19 protein-coding genes and 2 pseudogenes are annotated in these 20,653 nt (G+C 68.9%); 19 read left to right on the top strand and 2 right to left on the bottom strand.

The genetic code is table 11. The features are described from left to right. Window positions 1–217: 217 nt before the first annotated feature. The 7 genes and pseudogenes from ACFQBT_RS14275 (at window position 218) to tsaD (ending at window position 5,912) form a co-directional block, all read left to right on the top strand. Window positions 218–1,075 carry a transglutaminase domain-containing protein gene (locus tag ACFQBT_RS14275; RefSeq protein WP_377823635.1) on the top strand — a complete coding sequence of 286 codons (858 nt, stop codon included), beginning with the start codon at window positions 218–220 and terminating at the stop codon, window positions 1,073–1,075. A gap of 64 nt (window positions 1,076–1,139) precedes the next feature. Then, window positions 1,140–2,288, top strand: a complete 1,149-nt coding sequence (gene alr / locus ACFQBT_RS14270; protein WP_377823633.1) for an alanine racemase — start codon at window positions 1,140–1,142, stop codon at window positions 2,286–2,288. A gap of 230 nt (window positions 2,289–2,518) precedes the next feature. Then, window positions 2,519–3,327 (top strand): annotated as a pseudogene (locus ACFQBT_RS14265) (alpha/beta fold hydrolase); the annotation flags it as partial. Further along, window positions 3,320–3,790 (top strand): tRNA (adenosine(37)-N6)-threonylcarbamoyltransferase complex ATPase subunit type 1 TsaE, encoded by a 471-nt coding sequence (tsaE, locus tag ACFQBT_RS14260; RefSeq protein ID WP_377823632.1) that lies wholly within the window; start codon window positions 3,320–3,322, stop codon window positions 3,788–3,790. The pseudogene ACFQBT_RS14265 and the gene tsaE, both read left to right, overlap by 8 nt. Window positions 3,791–3,799: 9 nt before the next feature. Further along, window positions 3,800–4,435 carry a tRNA (adenosine(37)-N6)-threonylcarbamoyltransferase complex dimerization subunit type 1 TsaB gene (gene tsaB / locus ACFQBT_RS14255; RefSeq protein ID WP_377823630.1) on the top strand — a complete coding sequence of 212 codons (636 nt, stop codon included), beginning with the start codon at window positions 3,800–3,802 and terminating at the stop codon, window positions 4,433–4,435. Next, a complete protein-coding gene (gene rimI / locus ACFQBT_RS14250; protein WP_377823628.1) occupies window positions 4,432–4,872 on the top strand; it encodes a ribosomal protein S18-alanine N-acetyltransferase in 441 nt (146 codons plus the stop codon). The genes tsaB and rimI overlap by 4 nt, the downstream gene beginning before the upstream one ends. Continuing rightward, on the top strand, window positions 4,869–5,912 hold the full coding sequence (gene tsaD, locus ACFQBT_RS14245; protein ID WP_377823626.1) for a tRNA (adenosine(37)-N6)-threonylcarbamoyltransferase complex transferase subunit TsaD: 1,044 nt from the start codon (window positions 4,869–4,871) through the stop codon (window positions 5,910–5,912). Before rimI ends, tsaD begins: the two co-directional genes overlap by 4 nt. Window positions 5,913–5,922: 10 nt before the next feature. On the opposite strand, the gene ACFQBT_RS14240 is transcribed toward tsaD, so the two are convergent. Beyond that, the gene (locus tag ACFQBT_RS14240; RefSeq protein WP_377823624.1) at window positions 5,923–7,149 is read right to left on the bottom strand and encodes a class I SAM-dependent methyltransferase; all 1,227 of its coding nucleotides are present in this window, start codon (window positions 7,147–7,149) and stop codon (window positions 5,923–5,925) included. Between the two features lie 69 nt (window positions 7,150–7,218). Between ACFQBT_RS14240 and ACFQBT_RS14235 the strand changes: the two genes are divergently transcribed. Together ACFQBT_RS14235 and ACFQBT_RS14230 are read left to right on the top strand one after the other, a co-directional pair. Continuing rightward, a complete protein-coding gene (locus ACFQBT_RS14235) occupies window positions 7,219–8,112 on the top strand; it encodes a nucleoside hydrolase (protein WP_377823622.1) in 894 nt (297 codons plus the stop codon). Continuing rightward, the gene (locus ACFQBT_RS14230) at window positions 8,109–8,930 is read left to right on the top strand and encodes a ribokinase (RefSeq protein WP_377823621.1); all 822 of its coding nucleotides are present in this window, start codon (window positions 8,109–8,111) and stop codon (window positions 8,928–8,930) included. Before ACFQBT_RS14235 ends, ACFQBT_RS14230 begins: the two co-directional genes overlap by 4 nt. 5 nt (window positions 8,931–8,935) lie before the next feature. Here ACFQBT_RS14230 and ACFQBT_RS14225 read toward each other — a convergent pair whose 3' ends face one another. After that, window positions 8,936–9,529 carry a TetR/AcrR family transcriptional regulator gene (locus ACFQBT_RS14225; RefSeq protein WP_377823620.1) on the bottom strand — a complete coding sequence of 198 codons (594 nt, stop codon included), beginning with the start codon at window positions 9,527–9,529 and terminating at the stop codon, window positions 8,936–8,938. Window positions 9,530–9,625: 96 nt separating this feature from the next. Here ACFQBT_RS14225 and ACFQBT_RS14220 point away from each other — a divergent pair, with 96 nt between their 5' ends. From ACFQBT_RS14220 to ACFQBT_RS14180, 10 genes and pseudogenes are all read left to right on the top strand, one after another. Continuing rightward, window positions 9,626–10,165: an NAD(P)H-dependent oxidoreductase gene (locus ACFQBT_RS14220; protein WP_377823619.1), complete on the top strand. Its 540-nt coding sequence runs from the start codon at window positions 9,626–9,628 to the stop codon at window positions 10,163–10,165. A gap of 364 nt (window positions 10,166–10,529) precedes the next feature. Further along, a complete protein-coding gene (gene groES / locus ACFQBT_RS14215; protein ID WP_109685981.1) occupies window positions 10,530–10,823 on the top strand; it encodes a co-chaperone GroES in 294 nt (97 codons plus the stop codon). Window positions 10,824–10,909: 86 nt separating this feature from the next. Then, window positions 10,910–12,523: a chaperonin GroEL gene (gene groL, locus ACFQBT_RS14210; protein ID WP_377823618.1), complete on the top strand. Its 1,614-nt coding sequence runs from the start codon at window positions 10,910–10,912 to the stop codon at window positions 12,521–12,523. A 447-nt stretch (window positions 12,524–12,970) separates the two neighbouring features. Beyond that, window positions 12,971–13,366, top strand: a complete 396-nt coding sequence (locus tag ACFQBT_RS14205) for a sigma-70 family RNA polymerase sigma factor (protein WP_377823617.1) — start codon at window positions 12,971–12,973, stop codon at window positions 13,364–13,366. After that, window positions 13,363–14,241, top strand: coding sequence for a hypothetical protein (locus tag ACFQBT_RS14200; protein WP_377823615.1), 879 nt, complete (start codon window positions 13,363–13,365; stop codon window positions 14,239–14,241). Before ACFQBT_RS14205 ends, ACFQBT_RS14200 begins: the two co-directional genes overlap by 4 nt. Before the next feature lie 62 nt (window positions 14,242–14,303). Beyond that, complete coding sequence (gene guaB, locus ACFQBT_RS14195) at window positions 14,304–15,806, top strand: IMP dehydrogenase (RefSeq protein WP_377823613.1); 1,503 nt, start codon at window positions 14,304–14,306, stop codon at window positions 15,804–15,806. 9 nt (window positions 15,807–15,815) lie between these two features. After that, window positions 15,816–16,936, top strand: a pseudogene (locus ACFQBT_RS14190) (GuaB3 family IMP dehydrogenase-related protein). Window positions 16,937–17,222: 286 nt separating this feature from the next. Further along, window positions 17,223–18,839, top strand: a complete 1,617-nt coding sequence (locus ACFQBT_RS14185; RefSeq protein WP_377823611.1) for a succinic semialdehyde dehydrogenase — start codon at window positions 17,223–17,225, stop codon at window positions 18,837–18,839. Then, entirely contained in the window at window positions 18,836–19,456 is a 621-nt protein-coding gene (locus ACFQBT_RS19905; protein WP_417281787.1) for an FAD-dependent oxidoreductase, read from the top strand. The genes ACFQBT_RS14185 and ACFQBT_RS19905 overlap by 4 nt, the downstream gene beginning before the upstream one ends. After that, complete coding sequence (locus ACFQBT_RS14180; RefSeq protein WP_417281786.1) at window positions 19,435–20,565, top strand: GMC oxidoreductase; 1,131 nt, start codon at window positions 19,435–19,437, stop codon at window positions 20,563–20,565. The genes ACFQBT_RS19905 and ACFQBT_RS14180 overlap by 22 nt, the downstream gene beginning before the upstream one ends. The last annotated feature ends 88 nt before the right edge of the window (window positions 20,566–20,653 follow it).

Genomic DNA, 20,653 nt, shown 5'->3' with positions numbered 1-20,653 from the left:
CACCGCGGCGCGGCATGGTGTCTCGTTGTCTTCATAACCCTCGGTTATCAAGACAACGAGACACCCACTCCTCACAGACCGCAGCTGACGGCCTGAGCGGAAGATCCGAGCGGGTGGCGGCGTTACCTCGATGAAACGCTCGCGCGATAACGTTCGACTTCGCCGCATCCCGGTCGGATACGTCGCAGGCACCTCATCACCATCAGGGAAGTACTACGTGGGAACTCGTCAACTCGATCTCGGCTGCACCTTCCGCCATCAGGCGGCATGGCCGACCGCTGCCCTGCTGCACGTGGTGCCGGCCGTCCCCAGCGACGGCGGCGCCCCGGCCATGCGACGCAACGCGGGCATCATCTTCAAGGACGAGAAGTGGAGCCTTGAACCCCAGATCGAGATCCATCCCTACACCGATACCTTCGGCAACCAGATCCAGCGCTTCACGATGCCGCAGGGCGTCTCTACCGTCTCCTACAGCGTGCGCGCGGAAGTGCCCGACGAGATCGATCCGGCCGATGAGAGCGCGCCCGAGCTGTCGCCGATTGACCTGCCCGACGAGACGCTGGTCTACACGCTGGCCAGCCGCTTCTGTCACAACGATGTCCTGTCCGGTCAGGCCTGGAAACTCTTCGGCGGGATGGAACCGGGCTACCAGCGGGTGGCCGCGATCTGCGACTGGACCTGGAACTACCTGACCTACACCACCGGCTCGACGACGTTCACCAGCACCTCCACGGATGCCTTCCTCACCGGCCGCGGCGTTTGCCGCGACTTCGCGCACCTGATGATCACCATGTGCCGCGCCCTGAACATCCCGGCCCGCTACGCCCACGGCTACCTGCCCGATATGGACGTGCCGCCGCTGCCGACCCCGATGGACTTCCACGCCTGGGTCGAGGTCTACCTCGGCGACCGCTGGTGGACCTTCGACCCGCGGCACAACGCCCGCCGCAAGGGACGGGTGTTGATCGGCGTGGGACGCGACGCGGCCGACGTCGCCCTCATCACGACGTACGGCGCGCCCTGGCTGCAGTTGATGACCGTCACCGCGCAGGAGCCCGGACTCGCCCCGATGTGACGCACGGCGCACTCGCGGGTCCTTCACGGACCCCCGACACGCCGCGTGTAACACTGAATCCGCTATGACTGCTCAGCCCCCAGGCGACGCGACTGCGCGGATCACCGTCGACCTCGACGCCATCCGGCACAACGCGGACGTCCTCAAACGCCGTGCCGGCGACGCCGAGTTGATGGCCGTCGTCAAGGGCGACGCGTACGGCCACGGCCTGATCCCGGTTGCGGGCGCCGCCCTCGACGGCGGCGCCACGTGGCTGGGGGTCGCCCAGCTGCGCGAAGCCCTGCAACTGCGCGAAGCCGGGGTCACGGCGCCGGTGCTGTCCTGGCTGCACGCTCCCGGCACCGACTTCGACGCCGCGGTCGCCGCGGACGTGCAGGTCGCCGTACCCCACGTCTGGGAGATCGATGCGGTCGCCGAGGCCGCCCGTCGCGCGGGCAAGCCGGCCACCGTGCACCTGAAGGTCGACACCGGCCTGGCCCGCAACGGGGCCTACGGGCCGCAGTGGCCGGAGTTGCTCACGGCGGCCGCGAAACTGCAGGCCGAGGGCGTCATCGACGTCGCCGGGATCATGACGCACTTCATCTTCGCCGACTCCCCGCAGCACCCGAGCGTGCTCGCCCAGCAGGAGGCGTTCGCCCAGGCGGTCAAGGACGCCGAGCAGGCCGGTCTCGATGTACGGGTGCGGCACATGGCCAACTCCGCGGCGACCCTCACCGGTAGCGACGTGGCCTGGGACATGGTGCGCCCGGGGATCGCGCTCTACGGACTGAGCCCGGTGCCGGACATCGGCAGCTCCCGCGACTTCGACCTGGTCCCGGCCATGACCGTCGATGCGAATGTGACCATCGCCAAACGGGTGCCGGGCGGGCAGGGGGTCAGCTACGGCCACACCTACGTGACCGACCGCGAGACCACCCTCATCGACGTACCCATCGGCTACTCCGACGGCATCCCCCGCTCGGCGTCCGGCAAGGGGCCGGTGCAGGTCGGCGGTCAGCGGTTCACCGTCAGCGGCCGGGTGTGCATGGACCAGTTCGTCGTCGACGTCGGGGATCTGCCTGTGGCAGAAGGGGACCGGGTCGTACTCTTCGGCTCCGGCGAGAACGGCGAGCCCACCGCGCAGGACTGGGCAGAGGCTGCCGGGACCATCTCCTACGAAATCGTCGGCCGGATGAGCGGGCGGCTGCCGCGGATCTACCGGGGGCAGTCGTGAGTGCACTGACCCGCGGCGTCGGCATCGGAGTGGGCGCCCTGGTGGCTGGCGCAGCGGCGGCCGGCGGCTACGCCCTGGACCGGGTGCGCCGCGAGCACCGCGCCGAGCTCGACGGTGTGGACCTGACCCGCTTCGTGGTTCCGGCCGACGACGAGCGCGTGGTGGTCGCCGACGACGGCGTTCCGCTGCACGTCGAGGTCGACAACCCGGACGCCACCGAGCACACCGTGCTCCTCAGCCACGGCTTCACCCAGAACCTGCAAGTGTGGGTCAAACAGCGAAGAGCGTTGCGCGACAGAGGATATCGAGTCGTCCTGTGGGACCAGCGCGGCCACGGACGCTCCGCCGAAGGGGAACCCCGTCCTACTCCGTGGTCACCACGGCGAATGATCTGCGGGCGGTGCTAGAGGCAACGGACAGCGGTGGCGCACTGACGCTCGTGGGTCACTCCATGGGCGGCATGTCGATGATGCTCCTGGGCGAGACCAACCCGGACCTGGTCAAGAACCGAGTGTCGAGTGCGGCCTTCCTCAGCACCAGCAGCGGCGACCTGTCGCGGGTGGTCAATTGGGGACTGGGCCGCTTCGGTGGGGTCGTGAACTCCGTCGCGCCCGGCGCGCTGAACGGCCTTGCGCATCGGCAGGATTGGGTCGACTGGACCCGCCACACGGGTCGTGACGTCGAGCGGTTGATCGTCAACCAACTCGCCTTCGGGGGCGAGACCAGTCCCGAGGTGACCGCGCTGACCGCGGACATGATCGCCCGCACCCGCCTCTCCGTGGTTGCCGGCTTGATGCCGTCGCTTCTGAAACACGATGCGGCAGTGGGGCTGTTGGCGTACGGCCAGATTCCGGCCGTCGTGATGCACGGGGTGGGTGACAAGGTGATCCCGGTCGAGCACGCGCGACTGCTGGCCAGGGCTCTTCCGCACTCCGAGCTGGTCATCGTCGAACACGCCGGGCACATGTTGCCGTTGGAGCAACCGCAGATCGTCAACGAGCAGCTGCTGGCGCTGATCGACTCCTCCGTCAATGCCTGAGTACGTCGCGCGGTTGGCTTCTCCGGACGCCACCGCGGAGTTCGGGCACGCCCTGGGGTCACTGCTGCAGGCCGGTGACCTGGTGCTGTTGCACGGTGACCTCGGGGCCGGCAAGACGACGCTGACCCGCTCGCTGGCCGAGGGCCTGGGCGTGCGAGGACCGATCACGTCGCCGACCTTCGTACTGGCGCGGACGCACCCATCGCTGGCGGACGGACCCTCGCTGGTGCACGTGGATGCCTACCGACTGGCCGGCGACGCCGCCGCCCTGGACGATCTGGACCTGGACGCCTCGCTCGACGAGTCGGTCACCGTGATCGAATGGGGGGCCGGGATGGCCGAGGGGCTGTCGGCCGACCGTCTCGAGATCTCCCTGACCGCTTTGCCGGACGAATCGCGTGAGGTGCGCGTGGTGCCGGTGGGGGAGCGCTTCGAATCGTTGGTTTCGACGCTGCCTCGTTAACCTTGGTGGGTGCTGCTCGCCCTCGACACCGCCACGAACGCGGTCACCGCTGCCGTGCACGACGGCACCCGGGTCGTCGCGTCGCACTCGGTGGTCGATGCCCGGCGGCACGCCGAGATCCTCATGCCGGTGATCGATCGTGTGATGGCCGGCGTCCCCAAGTCGGCGCTGACCCAGATCGCCGTCGGGGTGGGACCGGGCCCCTACACCGGCCTTCGTGTCGGTGTGATGACCGCCATGACGTTGGGTCATGCGCTCGGTGTTCCGGTGGTCGGCCTGTGCAGCCTGGCCGCGCTGGCCGCTGCCGTGCCGCTCGATGAATTCGCCGTCGCGACGGATGCGCGGCGCAAAGAGGTCTATTGGGCGGTGTATTCACACGGCGTACGCCGATCCGCGCCTTCGGTGAGTCTGCCCGGTGAGCTGCCGATCGACGTACGCGAATTGCCGACGGCCGGGCGCGGGCCGCTGCTCTACCCGGAGTTGTTCGCACGCGGGATCGAACCGCTGGACGTGGACGCGGGGTGGCTGGCGACCGAGGTGGCTCGCCGGCAGGCGGCGGGGGAGCCACTGGACGAGGTCCGCCCGCTCTACCTGCGGCAACCGGACGCGAAGCCTTCGAGCGGTGTGAAGTCGGTGCTGACGTGAGTGTCGAGCTGCGGGACATGCAGTGGCCGGACCTGGCGGCGCTGGACGCGCTGGAGAAGGAACTGTTCGGGCCGTGGGCGTGGAGCCAGGAGACCTGGTGGCAGGAGCTGGCGGGCCGGCCGCGGCGGCGGTACGTCGTGGCGACCGATGGCGATGACATCGTCGGGTACGCCGGCCTGGACCACGGGGGTGACGTCTCCGATGTGATGACCGTCGCCGTCGCGCCCTCGCACCAGGGGACCGGGTTGGGGCGCTCGCTGATGCAGTGGCTGCTGGAGCAGGCAGCCGGATCGGAGGCGGTGCTGTTGGAGGTGCGCGCGGACAACGCCCCGGCGATCGCGCTGTATAAGAAGTTCGGGTTCGAGCAGATCCAGGTGCGGCGGCGGTACTACCAGCCCGGTGATGTCGATGCGTTGATCCTGCGGAGGCTGCTGTGAGCGAGCCGCTGATCCTCGGCATCGAATCCTCCTGTGACGAAACGGGAGTCGCGTTCGTGCGCGGCAACACGCTGCTCACCGATGCGGTCGCGTCCAGCGTCGAGCTGCACGCGCGGTTCGGCGGGGTGGTGCCGGAAGTCGCCAGCCGGGCGCACCTAGAGGCGATGATCCCGATGATGTCGCGCGCGGCGGCCGAGGCCGGGCACTCGTTGTCCGATGTCGATGCCGTCGCGGTCACGTCCGGACCGGGGCTGGCCGGGGCGCTGATGGTCGGTGTCGCGGCGGCGAAGGCTGTCGCGTGGGCGCTCGACAAGCCGCTCTACGGTGTCAATCACCTTGCAGCGCATGTTTGCGCGGACGTGTTGGATCACGGTCCGCTGCCGTCCCCGACGGTCGCCCTGCTGGTGTCGGGTGGACACACCGACCTGCTGCTGGTGAACGACATTGCCACCGATGTGGTCGCCCTGGGCCGCACGATCGACGACGCCGCGGGGGAGGCGTTCGACAAGGTGGCCCGGGTGCTGGGGCTGCCCTACCCGGGCGGTCCCGAGATCGACCGGCTGGCGGTGGACGGTGACCCGCGAGCGATCCACTTCCCCCGGGGGCTGACATCGCGCAAGGATTTGGAGCGGCATCGCTACGACTTTTCCTTCTCGGGGCTGAAGACCGCGGTCGTGCGGTACGTGCAGGAGCAGGAGCGCGACGGCATCCCGTTGGATCTGCCCGACATCGCCGCGTCGTTCAGCGAAGCGGTCGCCGACGTGCTGACCCGCAAGGCGATCGACGCCTGCCAGGAGTACGGCATCAGGAACCTGCAGATCGGCGGCGGCGTCACCGCGAACCGTTGGCTACGAAGGATGGCCGAGGAGCGTTGTGCCGCAGCCGGAATCGAGCTGCGGGTGCCGCGGATCCGGCTGTGCACGGACAACGGCGCGATGGTCGCGGCATTGGGTTCGCAGATCGTGCAGCGCGGGTTGCCGCCGTCGACGCTGGGCCTGGGCACCGACTCGTCCTTGCCGGTGGAGCAAGTCCAGATGTAGCGCGGCCGGTCTATTCGTCGGCGAGGAGCAGGACCGCTTGGACGCCGCTGACCCGGGTGATCGCGATCGTGCCGGATCGCGGGCCGCTGAGGCGCAACTGGCGCCGCAACCCATCCGCATCCAGGGACACGCCCTTCTTCTTGATGGTCAGGTTCCCGATCTGCTCATCGCGCAGCCGGGCCCGAAGCGCCTTGACGTTGAAGGCAATAGCCTCCCGCACGGCGTACCTCTTGGCCCACGGCACGAACCGCTGCTTGGCTGAGGTGACGTAGCCCAAGCCCGGCGCCAACTCGCGGCCGTCGACGGCGTTGACCAGGGCCCCGGTCAGCCCGGCGCGGATCACGGCCCGGTCGGCTTCATAGAGGAACCCGCGCACCTGATCGAGATGCGCTGTGTCGTGCGTGGCGTCCGCGGCGTCGGCCTCGGTGATGCGTTCGGGGGCGTGCTCGTCCAGGACGACGACCGCGCTACGCCCCTTGACCGGCGCGAGGGAGCCCCACCACATGGCGCATTCGAGAACTTCACCGCGATAGGAAACCCACTCTGCCGCAGCATCGCTCGGGACAGCCGCGTGCGGCATCGACGGACTGAGCTTGGCGCCCACGGCAGGTAGCCGGTGAGCCACATCCAGCACGAAGTCCCAACTCGGTGCCAGCTCCTCGAGGGAGAACGTACGCCGAGTGCGCCCCTTCGCGTCGGTGACGCCGGGTGTCCGCCGGGCCGGGTCCAGCCATGCGCCGGTGCTGCGGGCCGCTTCACCGGAAGGCAACATGACGTCCTCGGCGCGCGCATGCTGCACGGAAACCCGCGGCCACGGTCGCAGATTGACCGCGGCCACCGCGGCGGTCGTCTCGTCGGCATCGACTGCGTGCACGTGCAGACCGGCCTGCGCCAAGGCGATGGCGTCCGCCCCGATGCCGCAGCCCAGGTCGAAGACGGTCTCGACCCCGGCATTCGCGAACCGTGACGCATGCAGTGCAGCGATCCGGCCGCGCGTGGCCTGCTCGACGCCGTCGGCAGTGAAGAGCATCTGCTGGACGGCGTCACCGAATTTCACTGCCGCGCGGGCTCTCAGCCGGGACTGGGTCAGCGCAGCGGCCACCAGATCGGGATCGAAACCGTCCGCCCGCAGGCGGGAGCCGAGCGCGATCGCCGCCTGCTCGTCGTACGGCGGCAACGATTGCAACAGGCCCCATCCCTCACCGGTCGCGAGGCGCGCGACGAGAGCGGGATCCATGGTCGCTAGTTTGGCCCATATGACTGCCCTCCCGGTGATTCTGGACGTCGACACCGGCGTCGACGATGCATGCGCGCTGCTCCTCGCGGCCCGACACCCTCCCTCGACCTGCGCGCGGTCAGTTGCGTCGGCGGCAACGCGCCGGTGGACGACGTCGTGCGCAACACCTTGATCGCCCTGCATGCCGCCGGTCGCGACGACGTCCCGGTCGCCCGCGGCGCGGATCGGCCGCTGCTGGAGACACCGGTGGATGCCCGGCACGTGCACGGTGAGGACGGGATGGGCGATCTCGGGTGGCCGCCCGCCCAGCGCGGCTCCGACCCGCGGCACGCGGTGGAACTGCTGCGCGACACGCTGCTCGCCTCCGCCGAGCGGATCACGCTGATCCCGCTGGCGCCGATGACCAACATCGCGCTGTTGCTGCGCACCTACCCGCAGGTCGCGGGCAAGATCGAACGCATCGTCTTCATGGGCGGCGCGGCCGATGTCGGAAACGCCACCGCCTCAGCGGAATTCAACGTCTTCCACGATCCCGAGGCGGCGGCGATCGTCCTGGCCGCGACGGCTGAGCTGGGAGTGCCGGTGACGATGTACGGGCTCGACGTGTTCTACGCACCGGTGGTCACCCGGGCCGAAGCGGCCGCCCTGACCGGCTCGGACGCGGCCCGGCTGGGCGGCGCGCTGATCACCTTCCAGTGCGATCGCTTCCACCGCGACGAGGCCACTATCGGCGATGCCGGGGCCGTCTGCGCGGTCATCGATCCGGGTGGGCTCACCACCCAGGAACGGCCGATGCGGGTGGAGTTGGGCGGCTCGTGGTCGCGCGGGCGCACCATTGTCGATCGGCGCGACTGGGATGGCGACATGAGCCACGATCCGCATGGGCCGGCGCCGCGCATCGACGTCGCGCTGGCGGTCGACGCCATCCGATACGCCAACCTGTGGCAGGAGACGCTGCGATGACCGTCTACGTGCTCGGCGCACTCAACGTCGACCTGGTGACCCGCGTGCCCCACCACCCCGCACCCGGGGAGACCATCCTGGGCCGCTCGGACGGCCGCTTCGCGGGTGGCAAGGGAGGCAACCAGGCCATGGCGGCCCGTCGCGCGGGTGCCGAGGTCGTCATGGTGGGCTGTGTGGGCGACGACGAGCTGGGCTGGGCTTACATCTCCCGCCTGCAGGACGCGGGGATCGACGCCGACCAGGTCGACGCCACGACGGCCGGGCCCACCGGCACCGCGTTGATCACCGTGTCCGACGACGGTGAGAACTCCATCATCGTCATCCCGGGGGCGAACGAAAGCGCCTCGGTGCCAGCGGGCTTCGTGAGCGGCGAGGTGCTCCTGGCGTCGCTGGAAGTGCCGTTGTCCGTTGTGGCGGAGACAGCCCGGGCCGCCCACGAGGCCGGCGTGCGGGTGGTGCTGAACCTCGCGCCGTACGCCGATCTGCCGGCTGACGTGATCGCCCTGGCCGATCCTGTGATCGTCAACGAGACCGAGGCGGCGCAGTTGACCGATGCCGGTCTGCGGCCGGCGTCGGTGGTCACGACGCTGGGGTCGCAGGGTGCCACCTGGACCCGAGGCTCAGGTGAGGTGGCGCGGGAGCCGGGGATCGCCGTACGCCGAGTGGTCGACTCCACGGGCGCCGGCGACGCGTTCTGTGGTGCCCTTGCTGCCGCCTTGGCCGGCGGTCTCGGTGATGCGGATGCGTTGCGCGAGGCCAACGCCGCTGGTGCGCAGGCGGTTTCGTGGCAGGGCGCCCAACCGGACGGCGCCATCTGACAGGGTCAGGTCAGGAGGCGGTCGACCAGGTCGGTCCAGGCGGCCAGGATCCGGTCGCGATCAATGCCCTCGAGGCGGACCTGCTGCTCGAGGATGCGGCGGTCCAGCGGAGCGATCAGCGCAACGGCCAACAGGGGCAGATCACCGCGAGCGCCCGCAGCTCGCAGCAGATAGCGCACATGGGTCGCGACGAAGCTGTCCATCGCGAACGAGCGCTCCACGGCATCGCCGGCCGCCGCGATCAACTCCGCGCCGGCCAGATTGAGCTCGATCAACGATGCTCCGAAGGCGACCAGTCGTTCCCGAGGCGGTGCGCCCGGGCCCAACGGCGGCTCGCCGGACAACACGCGCTCCTGCCAGGCGCGGGCGTGCTCGTTCAGCAATGCGCCCATCACGCCCTCCCGGGAGCCGAAGCGCCGGAAGACGGTGCCCTTGCCGACACCGGCCTCGCAGGCCAGGCGGTCCATGGTCAGGGCGTCGGCTCCCTCGGCCGCCACCAGGCGGCGCGCCGCGCACAGGAGTGCTTCTCGGTTGCGTGCGGCGTCGGCGCGCTCGGTGGGCAGGCCGAAGGCGATCGGAAGCGGCGGGGGCTGTGACATGACGTGGATCACTTTACGATGCAGCGGAATTGACAAAGCGGACCGCGGTCCGTTTAATCGACAGCGTACCCCACCACAGACTTCTGAGGAGAATCCATGACTACCGTTGCCGTCCTCGTCGGCAGCCTGCGCGCTGAATCCGTCAACCGCCGCCTGGCCGAGACCCTGCGCGACAACGCGCCCGAGGGCGTGGAGCTAGTGATCGTCGACGGCCTGGCCGATCTGCCGTTCTACAACGAGGAGATCGACAACGCATCGCAGGTGCCGGCCTCCGCGGTGGCGCTGCGGGACAAGGTGGCCGCTGCCGACCGCGTGCTGGCGGTCACCCCCGAATACAACGGCACCATGCCGGCCGTGCTCAACAACGCGATCGACTGGCTGTCGCGTCCCTACGGTGCCGGAGCCATCGTGGGCAAGCCCTTCACCGTGATCGGCGCGACCCCGACGCCGTTCGGCGGCAAGTGGTCGCATGCCGACGCCGCGCGCTCGGCCAGGATCGCCGGCGCGCACGTGCTGGAGGACGCCATCGTGTCGCAGACGGCCATCGACGTCGACGTCTTCGGCGCCGAGGTGCAGGACAAGTTCGCTGCGGCGTTGCTGGCCCTGGTGGAAGCGGAAGCGCCCGCGGCAGCCTGAGGAAGGTAGCCCCGACCGCGACGCATGGCCCGCGCGATTCTGAGGAGTGCGTCGGTTCTGAGGTTGCTTGCCGCGTGCAGCGGCCTCAGAACCCGCGATCTCCTCAAAATCGGCGCCGGACCGAAGGTGCCCCTGAGCCCGAGGTGGGTTGCGCGCGGGGGTTCGCTCTCGGCGTACGGGAAAGGGTTGGCACTCGGCTTGCATGAGTGCCAGCGCCCGCCTAGATTCAGAGTTAGCACTCCGCCTCGGACAGTGCTAACGGCAGACCAGGGTCGACCCCCGCGACGGCGGCCCCGCGAAACCGGCGGAAACTACGGGGCGGACGCACCCTCCAACGCAACGAATCGAAGAGGAAGGTCCCACCGTGTCGGTGAACATCAAGCCGCTCGAAGACCGCATCGTGGTCAAGTCGGTCGAGGCCGAGCAGACCACCGCGTCCGGTCTGGTCATCCCGGACACCGCCAAGGAGAAGCCCCAGGAGGGCGAAGTCCTGGCGATCGGCCCCGGCCGCATCGACGACAAGGGCCAGCGCGTCCCGCTGGACGTCGCCGTGGGTGACAAGGTCATCTACTCCAAGTACGGCGGCACCGAGGTCAAGTACGGCGGCGAGGAGCTGTTGATCCTGTCCGCGCGCGACGTCCTCGCGGTTGTCGGCTGACGAACCTCACACGCAGCGCCCCGGCTCGTGCGCCCATGTTCGGGCCCACGGGACCGGGGCGCCTGTGTTGACGAAAGGAATCTGTAATGGCAAAGACGCTTGAATTCAACGACGAGGCTCGCAAGTCCCTGGAGCGCGGAGTCGACGCCCTGGCCAACACGGTCAAGGTCACGCTCGGCCCCAAGGGCCGCAACGTCGTGATCGACAAGAAGTGGGGCGCCCCCACCATCACCAACGACGGCGTGACCATCGCCCGTGAGGTCGAGCTCGAGGACCCCTACGAGAACCTCGGCGCGCAGCTGGCCAAGGAAGTGGCCACCAAGACCAACGACGTGGCCGGTGACGGTACGACGACCGCGACCGTCCTCGCGCAGGCCATGGTCAAGGAGGGCTTGCGCAACGTCGCCGCGGGTGCGGCCCCCGCCGGCCTCAAGCGAGGTATCGACAAGGCCGTCTCCGCGGTCAACGACCGCCTGCTGGCCAACGCCCGTGAGGTCGACGGTCGTGACGAAGTCGCCTCTGTCGCAGGGCTTTCCGCTCAGGACGACACGATCGGCGGCCTGATCGCCGACGCGTTCGACAAGGTCGGCAAGGACGGTGTCATCACCATCGAGGAGTCGGCCACGGCCACCACCGAGCTGGACTTCACCGAGGGCATGCAGTTCGACAAGGGCTACATCAGCGCCTACTTCGTGACCGACGCCGAGCGCATGGAGGCCGTCCTGGAGGACGCCTACATCCTGATCAACCAGGGCAAGATCTCGGCCATCGCCGACGTGCTGCCGCTGCTGGAGAAGGTCGCCCAGTCCGGCAAGCCGCTGGTCGTCATCGCCGAGGACGTCGACGGTGAGGCCCTGTCCACGCTGGTCGTCAACAAGATCCGCGGCATCTTCAACGTGGTCGCGGTCAAGGCACCGGGCTTCGGTGACCGGCGCAAGGCGATGCTGCAGGACATCGCGATCCTCACCGGCGGCCAGGTCGTCGCCGAGGAGGTCGGCCTGAAGCTGGACCAGGTCGGTCTGGAGGTGCTGGGTCAGGCCCGTCGCGTGGTAGTCACCAAGGACAACACCACGATCATCGACGGTCAGGGTGCGGCCGAGGACGTCACCGGCCGCGTGGCCGAGCTGAAGTCCGAGATCGAGCGCACCGACTCCGACTGGGACCGCGAGAAGCTGCAGGAGCGGCTGGCCAAGCTTGCCGGCGGGGTCTGCGTGATCAAGGTCGGCGCGCACACCGAGGTGGAGCTGAAGGAGAAGAAGCACCGCATCGAGGACGCCGTCTCCGCGACCCGCGCCGCGATCGAGGAAGGCATTGTCGCCGGTGGCGGGTCCGCTCTGGTCCACGCCGCCGCCGCGCTGCAGAACCTTGCGCTCGAGGGCGACGAGGCCACCGGTGCCTCCATCGTGGCCAAGGCCGTCGTCGAGCCGTTGCGCTGGATCGCCGAGAACGCCGGCCTCGAGGGCTACGTCGCCGTCTCCAAGGTGGGCGAACTGCCCGTCGGCAGCGGCCTGAACGCCGCCACCGGTGAGTACGGCGATCTGGTCGGTGCCGGTGTGATCGACCCCGTCAAGGTGACCCGGTCCGCGCTGTTGAACGCGGCCTCCATCGCCTCGATGGTGCTGACCACTGACACGCTGGTCGTCGACAAGCCCGAAGAGGAAGAGGCTGAGGCCGGTCACGGTCACGGCCACGGCCACTAGTAGGTCAACGTCTGCGGCGCCCGTCACTGCTTCGGCAGTGGCGGGCGCATCTCGTGAAGGGGTATACACAAGAAATCGTGCGGACTTGCTCAGGCAGGGGTCCGCATGCCTATGGTTGAAGGGTTGAGCATTCAACAGAAGCCAACGAACCCGTCGGTGAGGAGTGGTGCAGTGAGCCTCGGCCCGCTACGCAAACCACGTCTGACCGGCGACGTTGCCGCAGAATCCAACCCCACTTCCGTAACACTTCCGCCCGCTGGCGCGATATCACCGGAGAACGCGCAGACCCCCTGCGTGATCTAGTGACGCAGTCCCGGCACGGCGATGACGTCGCGACCAACGATTTGATGGCCGCTGTCCACCAGCTGTCGCTGCGTTACGCACGTGCGCGGCTGGGCAGGTACGCAGCGGCCACTGACGTAGCGGCGGACGTCGCGCAGGAGGTGTGTGGCCGTGCTGATGGCATTGCCCCGGTACACCGACCGCGGCCTGCCCTTCGAAGCGTTCGTCTACCGCATCGCCGCCAACAAGGTGGCCGATGTACGCCGCGGCGCCATGAAGGACCCGATCCCGACCGAGGAGTTCCCGGCCGTCGAGGATCTGGCGCCGGGCCCCGAGGAACGCGCCATCAGCGCCGATGAGGCTGTCCGGGTCTGGGACCTGCTGGCCACGCTGCCCGAGCAGCAGCGCGAAATCCTCACCCTGCGGGTCGCCGTCGGGATGACCGCTGAGCAGACCGCCAGTTCCCTCGGGATGACTGCGGTCGCGGTCCGGGTCGCCCAGCACCGCGCGCTGGCCAAGTTGCGCGAGACGCTGCTGAAGCAACAGGAGGCGGATCAGTGACGCCCTCCTTCGACCAGATCCACGAGGACGACCAGCTCCTGGACGCCCTCGGCGCTCGCAACCGGGTCCGCGGCGACGAGCTGACAGGGCTGCTATCGTCCTGGACCACCGAGATCGACAACCCGACGGCGTTGCCGCGGGCCGGTCGGCACGCCCGGCACTCCCGCGCGCTGCGGATCGGCCTGACGACCACCGTCGTGCTCGGCACGCTGTCCGTCGGCGGTGTCGCCGCTGCGGTCACCGGGACCAAACTGCCCGTCCTGCACCAGTTGGGTCAGGTCACCCAGGGCTTCTGGGGTGAGTCCGGTGCGCCCGCCGTGGTCGGACCGCCGCCGTCGTCCGCTCCGCCGCGCTCGACCGATCCCTCGACGCCGTGGACGGTCGACCCCACCCGCACCTCGGGTACGTCGCGCGACGACTCGACCCGTGACCTCGCGACGCACGTCCCCTCCCTGGTGCCGCCGAGCATCCACACCCACCTGCCCGGTGTACCGGTGAGTGCTCCCCGGCCCCGTGCGGCAGCGCCGTCCGCGGCCAGTACCGCCCAGCCGACGCCGAGTTCGACCACGACGACGCCGTCCAGCAAGCCCACGTCGACCGGCAAGCCCACGCCGACCGGCACGTCCACTTCCTCGGGTACGCCGACCCGCACGGCCCCGGTCTTCGGGACCGTCTCGCCGAGCCCGACCAGTTCGTCGTCCAGCGACCCGGACGAGCCGACCGCGACCCCGAAGCTGACGCCGTCGTCGAGCACCAGCGGTACGCCGTCGACGACCGGTTCGCCGCCGGCGACCGGCTCGTCGACGCCGTCCGGTTCCAGCAGCACGTCCGTCTTCAGTACCTCCTCGTCGAGCGCCGCCAACACGTCCCGCTGACCCGGCCAGGCGCCATCCGGTTGTGACCCGGAGCACTCCCGTGATCGCCGTACGATTGGGTAATGGAGATTCCCGACCACTTCGGCCAGTTGGGCCTCACCTACGACGACGTCCTGCTGCTGCCGGGTGAAACGGACGTCATCCCGAGCGAGGTCGACACCACCGCCCAGTTGACCCGCGAACTCACGCTGAAGGTGCCGTTGGTGTCCGCCGCCATGGACACGGTGACCGAGTCACGGATGGCGATCGCGATGGCGCGCCAGGGCGGTATCGGTGTCCTGCACCGCAACCTGTCGATCCAGGACCAGGCCGAGCAGGTCGACCTGGTCAAGCGTACGCAGACCGGCATCATCTCCAACCCGGTCACCATCGGCCCGGACGCGACGCTGGAGGAGCTCGACGAGACGTGCGGGCGCTACCGCGTCTCCGGTCTGCCGGTCGTCGACGTCGACAACAAACTGATCGGCATCATCACCAACCGCGACCTGCGGTTCACCCCGCTGGCGGAGTGGGCCACCACCAAGGTCAACGAGATGATGACGCCGATGCCGCTGATCACCGGTCACTCCGGGATCAGCCGCGACGAGGCAACGGCCCTGCTGCGCAAACACAAGCGCGAGCGCCTGCCGCTGATCGACGACGAAGGTCACCTCACCGGCCTGATCACCGTCAAGGACTTCGTGAAGTCCGAGCAGTTCCCCGACGCCAGCAAGGACAGCCAGGGCCGGTTGCTGGTCGCCGCCGCGGTCGGGTACTTCGGTGACGCGTGGGAACGCGCGACGACGCTGGTCGATGCCGGTGTCGACATCATCGTCCCCGACGTCGCCAACGGCCATGCGCGGCTGATGCTGGACATGATCCGCAAGCTCAAATCGGACCCCGCGACCCGCCACGTGCAGGTCATCGGCGGCAACGTCGCGACCCGCGAAGGTGCCCAGGCGCTGGTCGACGCCGGGGTGGACGCGGTCAAGGTCGGCGTCGGGCCGGGCTCGATCTGCACCACCCGCGTCGTGGCCGGGGTCGGGGTCCCGCAGGTCACCGCGATCTACGAAGCCGCTCAGGCCTGCAAGCCCGCCGGCGTGCCGGTCATCGGTGACGGCGGTCTGCAGTACTCCGGAGACATCGCCAAGGCACTCGTCGCCGGCGCATCGACCGTCATGGTGGGCTCGTTGCTCGCGGGCTGCGAGGAGTCGCCCGGCGACCTGATCCTGATCCAGGGCAAGCAGTTCAAGACCTACCGCGGCATGGGGTCGTTGGGGGCAATGGCCTCCCGCGGCAAGAAGTCCTTCTCCAAGGACCGCTACTTCCAGGCCGATGTGACCAGCGACGACGAGATCATCCCGGAGGGGATCGAGGGCCGGGTGCCCTACCGCGGACCCCTGGGGGCCGTCGTACGCCAACTCGTCGGCGGTCTGCACCAGTCGATGTTCTACGTCGGTGCCCGCACGCTGCCGGAGTTGCAGTCGCGCGGGCGGTTCGTGCGGATCACCTCGGCCGGTCTGAAGGAGTCCCACCCGCACGACGTGCAGGGCATCGTCGAGGCCCCGAACTACTGGGCCGGATAACCTCGTCCTGTGACTGAGATCGAGATCGGCCGCGGCAAGCGCGGACGGCGCGCCTTTTCCTTCGACGACATTGCGGTGGTGCCTTCGCGGCGGACCCGGGACCCGGAGGAGGTGTCGCTGGGCTGGCAGATCGACGCCTACCACTTCGACCTGCCGGTCATGGCCGCCCCGATGGACTCGGTCATGTCACCGGCGTCCGCCATCGAGTTCGGACGTCTCGGCGGTCTGCCGGTGCTCGACCTCGAGGGTCTGTGGACCAGGTACGAGCGTCCGAAGCCGCTGCTGGAGGAGATCGCCCAGCTGCCGCCCGGCGACGCCCTGCCCCGGATGCGGGAGATCTACTCCGAGCCGATCCGCCCTGACCTGATCGCCCTGCGCCTGAAGGAGATTCGCGACTCGGGCTGCACCGTGGCCGGTGCCCTCTCACCTCAGCGCACCCAGGAGCACTGGAAGACCGTGGTCGACGCGGGCGTGGATCTGTTCGTGATCCGCGGTACGACGGTCAGCGCCGAGCACGTGTCCGGCAACTCCGAGCCGCTGAACCTCAAGCGCTTCATCTACGAGCTCGACGTCCCGGTCATCGTGGGCGGGGTGGCCACCTACACGGCGGCCCTGCACCTGATGCGGACCGGCGCGGCGGGTGTGCTGGTCGGCTTCGGCGGGGAGCGGCGCACACGACGCGGCGGACCCTGGGCATCCATGCACCGATGGCTTCCGCGATTGCCGACGTTGCCGGCGCACGCCGGGACTACATGGACGAGACCGGCGGTCGCTACGTGCACGTCATCGCCGACGGCGGGATGGGCTTGTCCGGCGACGTGGTCAAGGCGATCGCCTGCGGTGCGGACGCCGTGATGCTGGGTGCCGCGCTGGCCCGGTCCTCCTCGGCTCCCGGAGCCGGCTACCACTGGGGCTCGGAGGCGCACCACGCGCAACTGCCGCGCGGGGAGAAGGTCTACGTCGGCACGATGGGCACCCTGGAGCAGATCCTGAACGGTCCGGGCCAGTCCGCCGACGGTACGACGAACATCACCGGTGCGCTGCGCCGCGCCATGGCGACGACCGGGTACACCGAGCTCAAGGAATTCCAGCGCGTCGAGGTCGTGGTCGCGCCGTACCAGCGGTCCTGACGCCGGCTGAGGCCGGAGTTGTCGACGGAGCGCAGCGGAGTCGGCGGCGGAGGTCGAGGACAAGGAAGGGCCGCGATAGGTGCGGTCCTGACGCCGGCTGAGGCCGGAGTTGTCGACGGAGCGCAGCGGAGTCGGCGGCGGAGGTCGAGGACAAGGAAGGGCCGCGATAGGTGCGGTCCTGAGGTCTTCCGGGCGCCATCTTTTCCGAGCGTCGCGGGGACTGCCGGGTGAGTTTTCTGCGGGTGTAGTACCGCTGGGTGACCCACGTCACTTACTATTCCGTAACATGACCGAGACTCTGCAGGACTCCGTCGCCTCGACGAACACGGTCGCGACCGACCGAACCAGCCGACCGCCGTACGCCGTTGCGCCCCATCTCGCGCCCCGGCTGGCGCGTCGCGTCCTCAGCTCGCCGGGGGCCGAGTCGATCGAATGCGTCACCCCGTTCACCGGCGGGGTGCTGGCCACCCTGCCGGGCAGCACCGTCGAGGACGTGGAAGTCGCCTACAAGACGGCGCGCAAGGCTCAGCGCAAGTGGGCGGCCACGCCGGTGCGGGACCGGGCCCGGTTCCTGCTGAAGCTGCACGATCTGGTCCTGAAGAACCAGAACGAGCTGATGGATCTGATCCAGCTCGAGTCGGGCAAGACCCGCCGCAACGCGTTCGAGGAAGTGATGGACGTGGCCGGGGTGAGCCGCCATTACGCACGTCGGGCGCATCACTACCTCAAGCCGCGCCGGGCGCTCGGTGCCGTCCCGGTGCTCACCCAGACCCGGGTCCTGCACCACCCCAAGGGTGTCGTCGGCGTCGTCGCACCCTGGAACTACCCGCTGTCGATGTCCATCACCGACGCGCTGCCGGCCCTGGTCGCGGGCAACGCCGTGGTGCTGCGGCCGGACTCCCAGTCGGCGCTCACGGCGCTGCGCGCGGTGGAGCTGATCGATCAGGCCGGTCTGCCGACCGGGTTGTTGCAGGTGGTCCTCGGATCGGGTGCCACGGTCGGCCAGGCGGTGCTCGACCAGGCCGACTATGTGATGTTCACCGGGTCCACCAAGACCGGGATCGGGGTGGCGCAGCGGGCGGCCGAGCGGCTGGTCGGCGCGTCCATGGAGTTGGGCGGCAAGAACGCTATGTACGTCGCGGCGGACGCCAACCTGAGCAAAGCCGCCGACGGTGCGGTGCGGGCCTGCTTCTCCTCGGCCGGTCAGTTGTGCATCTCCATCGAGCGGCTGATCGTGCACGAGAGTGTGGCCGACGAATTCACCAAGCTCTTCGTCAAGAAGGTGCAGGCGATGAAGCTCGGGTCCGACCTGGACTGGGGCAACGACATGGGTTCGCTGATCTCGAAGAACCAGCTCAAGACAGTCGTCGACCACGTCGAGAACGCCAAGGCCAACGGTGCGGTGGTGCTCGCCGGTGGCAAGGCGCGACCCGACCTGGGTCCCTACTTCTTCGAGCCCACCGTGCTGGCGAACGTGCCCGACTCGGCGACCTGCCGGCGGTGCGAGACGTTCGGTCCGCTGGTCTCGATCTACCGGGTGTCCTCGGACAAGGAGGCGATCGACTTCGCCAACGACTCCGAGTACGGCCTGAACGCGTCGGTCTGGACCAAGCGGGTTCTGCGCGGGCGGCAGATCGCGGCGCAGATCAAAGCCGGCACCGTGAACATCAACGAGGGCTACGTCGCTGCCTGGGGTAGCAACGGCGCCCCGATGGGCGGGATGGGCCAATCCGGCCTGGGCCGTCGCCACGGCTCCGAGGGCATCGTGAAGTACACCGAATCGCAGAACGTCGCCGCCCAGCACGTCATGCCGATCGCGCCGTCGTTCGGTGTGCCGGAGAAGCTGTGGGCCAAGACCATGTCGGTCGGACTGCGGGCTATGAAGCTGGGGAGGCTTTCGTGACAACGGATTACGACTACGACGTCGTCGTCGTCGGGTCAGGATTCGGCGGCGCTGTCTCTGCGATGCGCCTGGCGGAGAAGGGCTACTCCGTCCTGATCTACGAAGCCGGGCGGCGCTTTGCCGACAAGGACTTCGCCAAGACCTCCTGGCGGCTGAACAAATACCTGTGGGCGCCGGGGCTGAAGCTGTACGGCGTGCAGCGCTACCACGTCCTGCCCAACGTCATGATCCTGGCCGGCGCCGGGGTCGGCGGCGGCTCGCTGAACTACGCGAACACCCTCTACAAGCCGCCGTCGGAGTTCTTCAAGGACCAGCAGTGGGGGCACATCACCGACTGGGAGGAAGAGCTCGCGCCGCACTACGAGACCGGCAAGAAGATGCTCGGCGTCGTGGAGGAGAACCCCTGCTGGGGACCGGTCGAGCAGTTGATGAAGGACACCGCGCAGGAGATGGGCGTCGGTCACACGTTCCGCAAGACGCCGGTCGGTGTCTTCTTCGGTGAGCCGGACAAGACCGTCGCGGACCCGTTCTTCGGTGGCGAGGGCCGGCCCGCACCGGCTGCACCGAGTGCGGCAACTGCATGGTGGGCTGCCGCGTGGGCGCCAAGAACACGCTGATGAAGAACTACCTGGCGTTCGCGGAGAAGGCCGGGGCGGTCATCGAGCCGATGCGGACCGTGACCAGTCTCGAAGCCCTCGGTGAGACAGAGGGATTCAGGGTCACGACGCAGCGCACCGGTGCGTGGACCGCCAAGAAGGAGAAGTCGGTGACAGCGCGGCACGTCGTGGTGGCCGCGGGGACCTGGGGCACGCAGCAGCTGCTGCACGCGATGAAGGCCTCCGGCAGGTTGCCCAAGCTGTCCGACGCCCTGGGCGTGCTGACCCGGACCAACTCCGAGGAATTGGCCGGTGCCGCGACGATGACCGTGCCCGAGGGCGTGGACCTCACGACGGGGGTCGCGATCACCACCTCCTTCCACGTCGATGAGACCACGCACGTGGAGAACTGCCGCTACGGCAAGGGCTCCAACGCGATGAAGCTGCTGGTCGCCGGCATGGTCGACGGCGAGGGTCGTGGGGCGCTGGCGCGGTTCGCGGCGTTCGGGGTGGAACTGGCCAAGAGCCCGGTCAAGCTGCTGATGGCCGGGCCGCTCGGGCCGGGCTGGAGTGAGCGCACCATCATCGGCCTGGTCATGCAGGTCTCGGATAACTCGATCACGGTGTCGGCGAAGAAGAAGCTGACCGGTGGTTTCAAGCTGACCAGCAAGCAGGGTCACGGTGCGCCGAACCCGACCTGGTTGCCGCAGGGGCATGCTGCCGCCCGCGTCATGGCGGACAAGCTGGCGCAGCTGACCGGCAAGAAGACCATCGCCGGCACCAACTGGGCGGAGCTGGCCAACAAGCCGCTGACCGCGCACTTCCTGGGTGGCGTGGTCATCTCGGACTCTCCCGAGAAGGGCGTGATCGATCCCTACCACCGGGTGTGGGGCTACCCGGGGCTGTTCGTGACCGACGGATCGGCCGTCTCGGCCAACCTCGGAGTGAACCCCTCGCTGACGATCACCGCGCAGGCCGAGCGGGCTGCGGCGATGTGGCCGGCCAAGGGCGAGGAGGATCAGCGCCCGGCCCAGGGATCGGCGTACCAACGTCTGGACGTCAAGCCCAACCGGGTGCCGGGCACGGATCTGGGGATGCCGAAGATCCGACCGCTGCAGCCGGTCGCCTGATCCCATCAGTACGTACGGCGGTCGTTGCCTTGCGAGGGGACGATCGCCGTTTCGTGTGCCCGGCGGCAACGTGTGGTGGTTTCGTCAC

This window comes from Branchiibius cervicis (genome assembly GCF_042661605.1).
GTDB classification, from domain to species: Bacteria; Actinomycetota; Actinomycetes; order Actinomycetales; family Dermatophilaceae; genus Branchiibius; species Branchiibius cervicis.
This window is presented reverse-complemented; position numbering and strand designations above follow the sequence as displayed.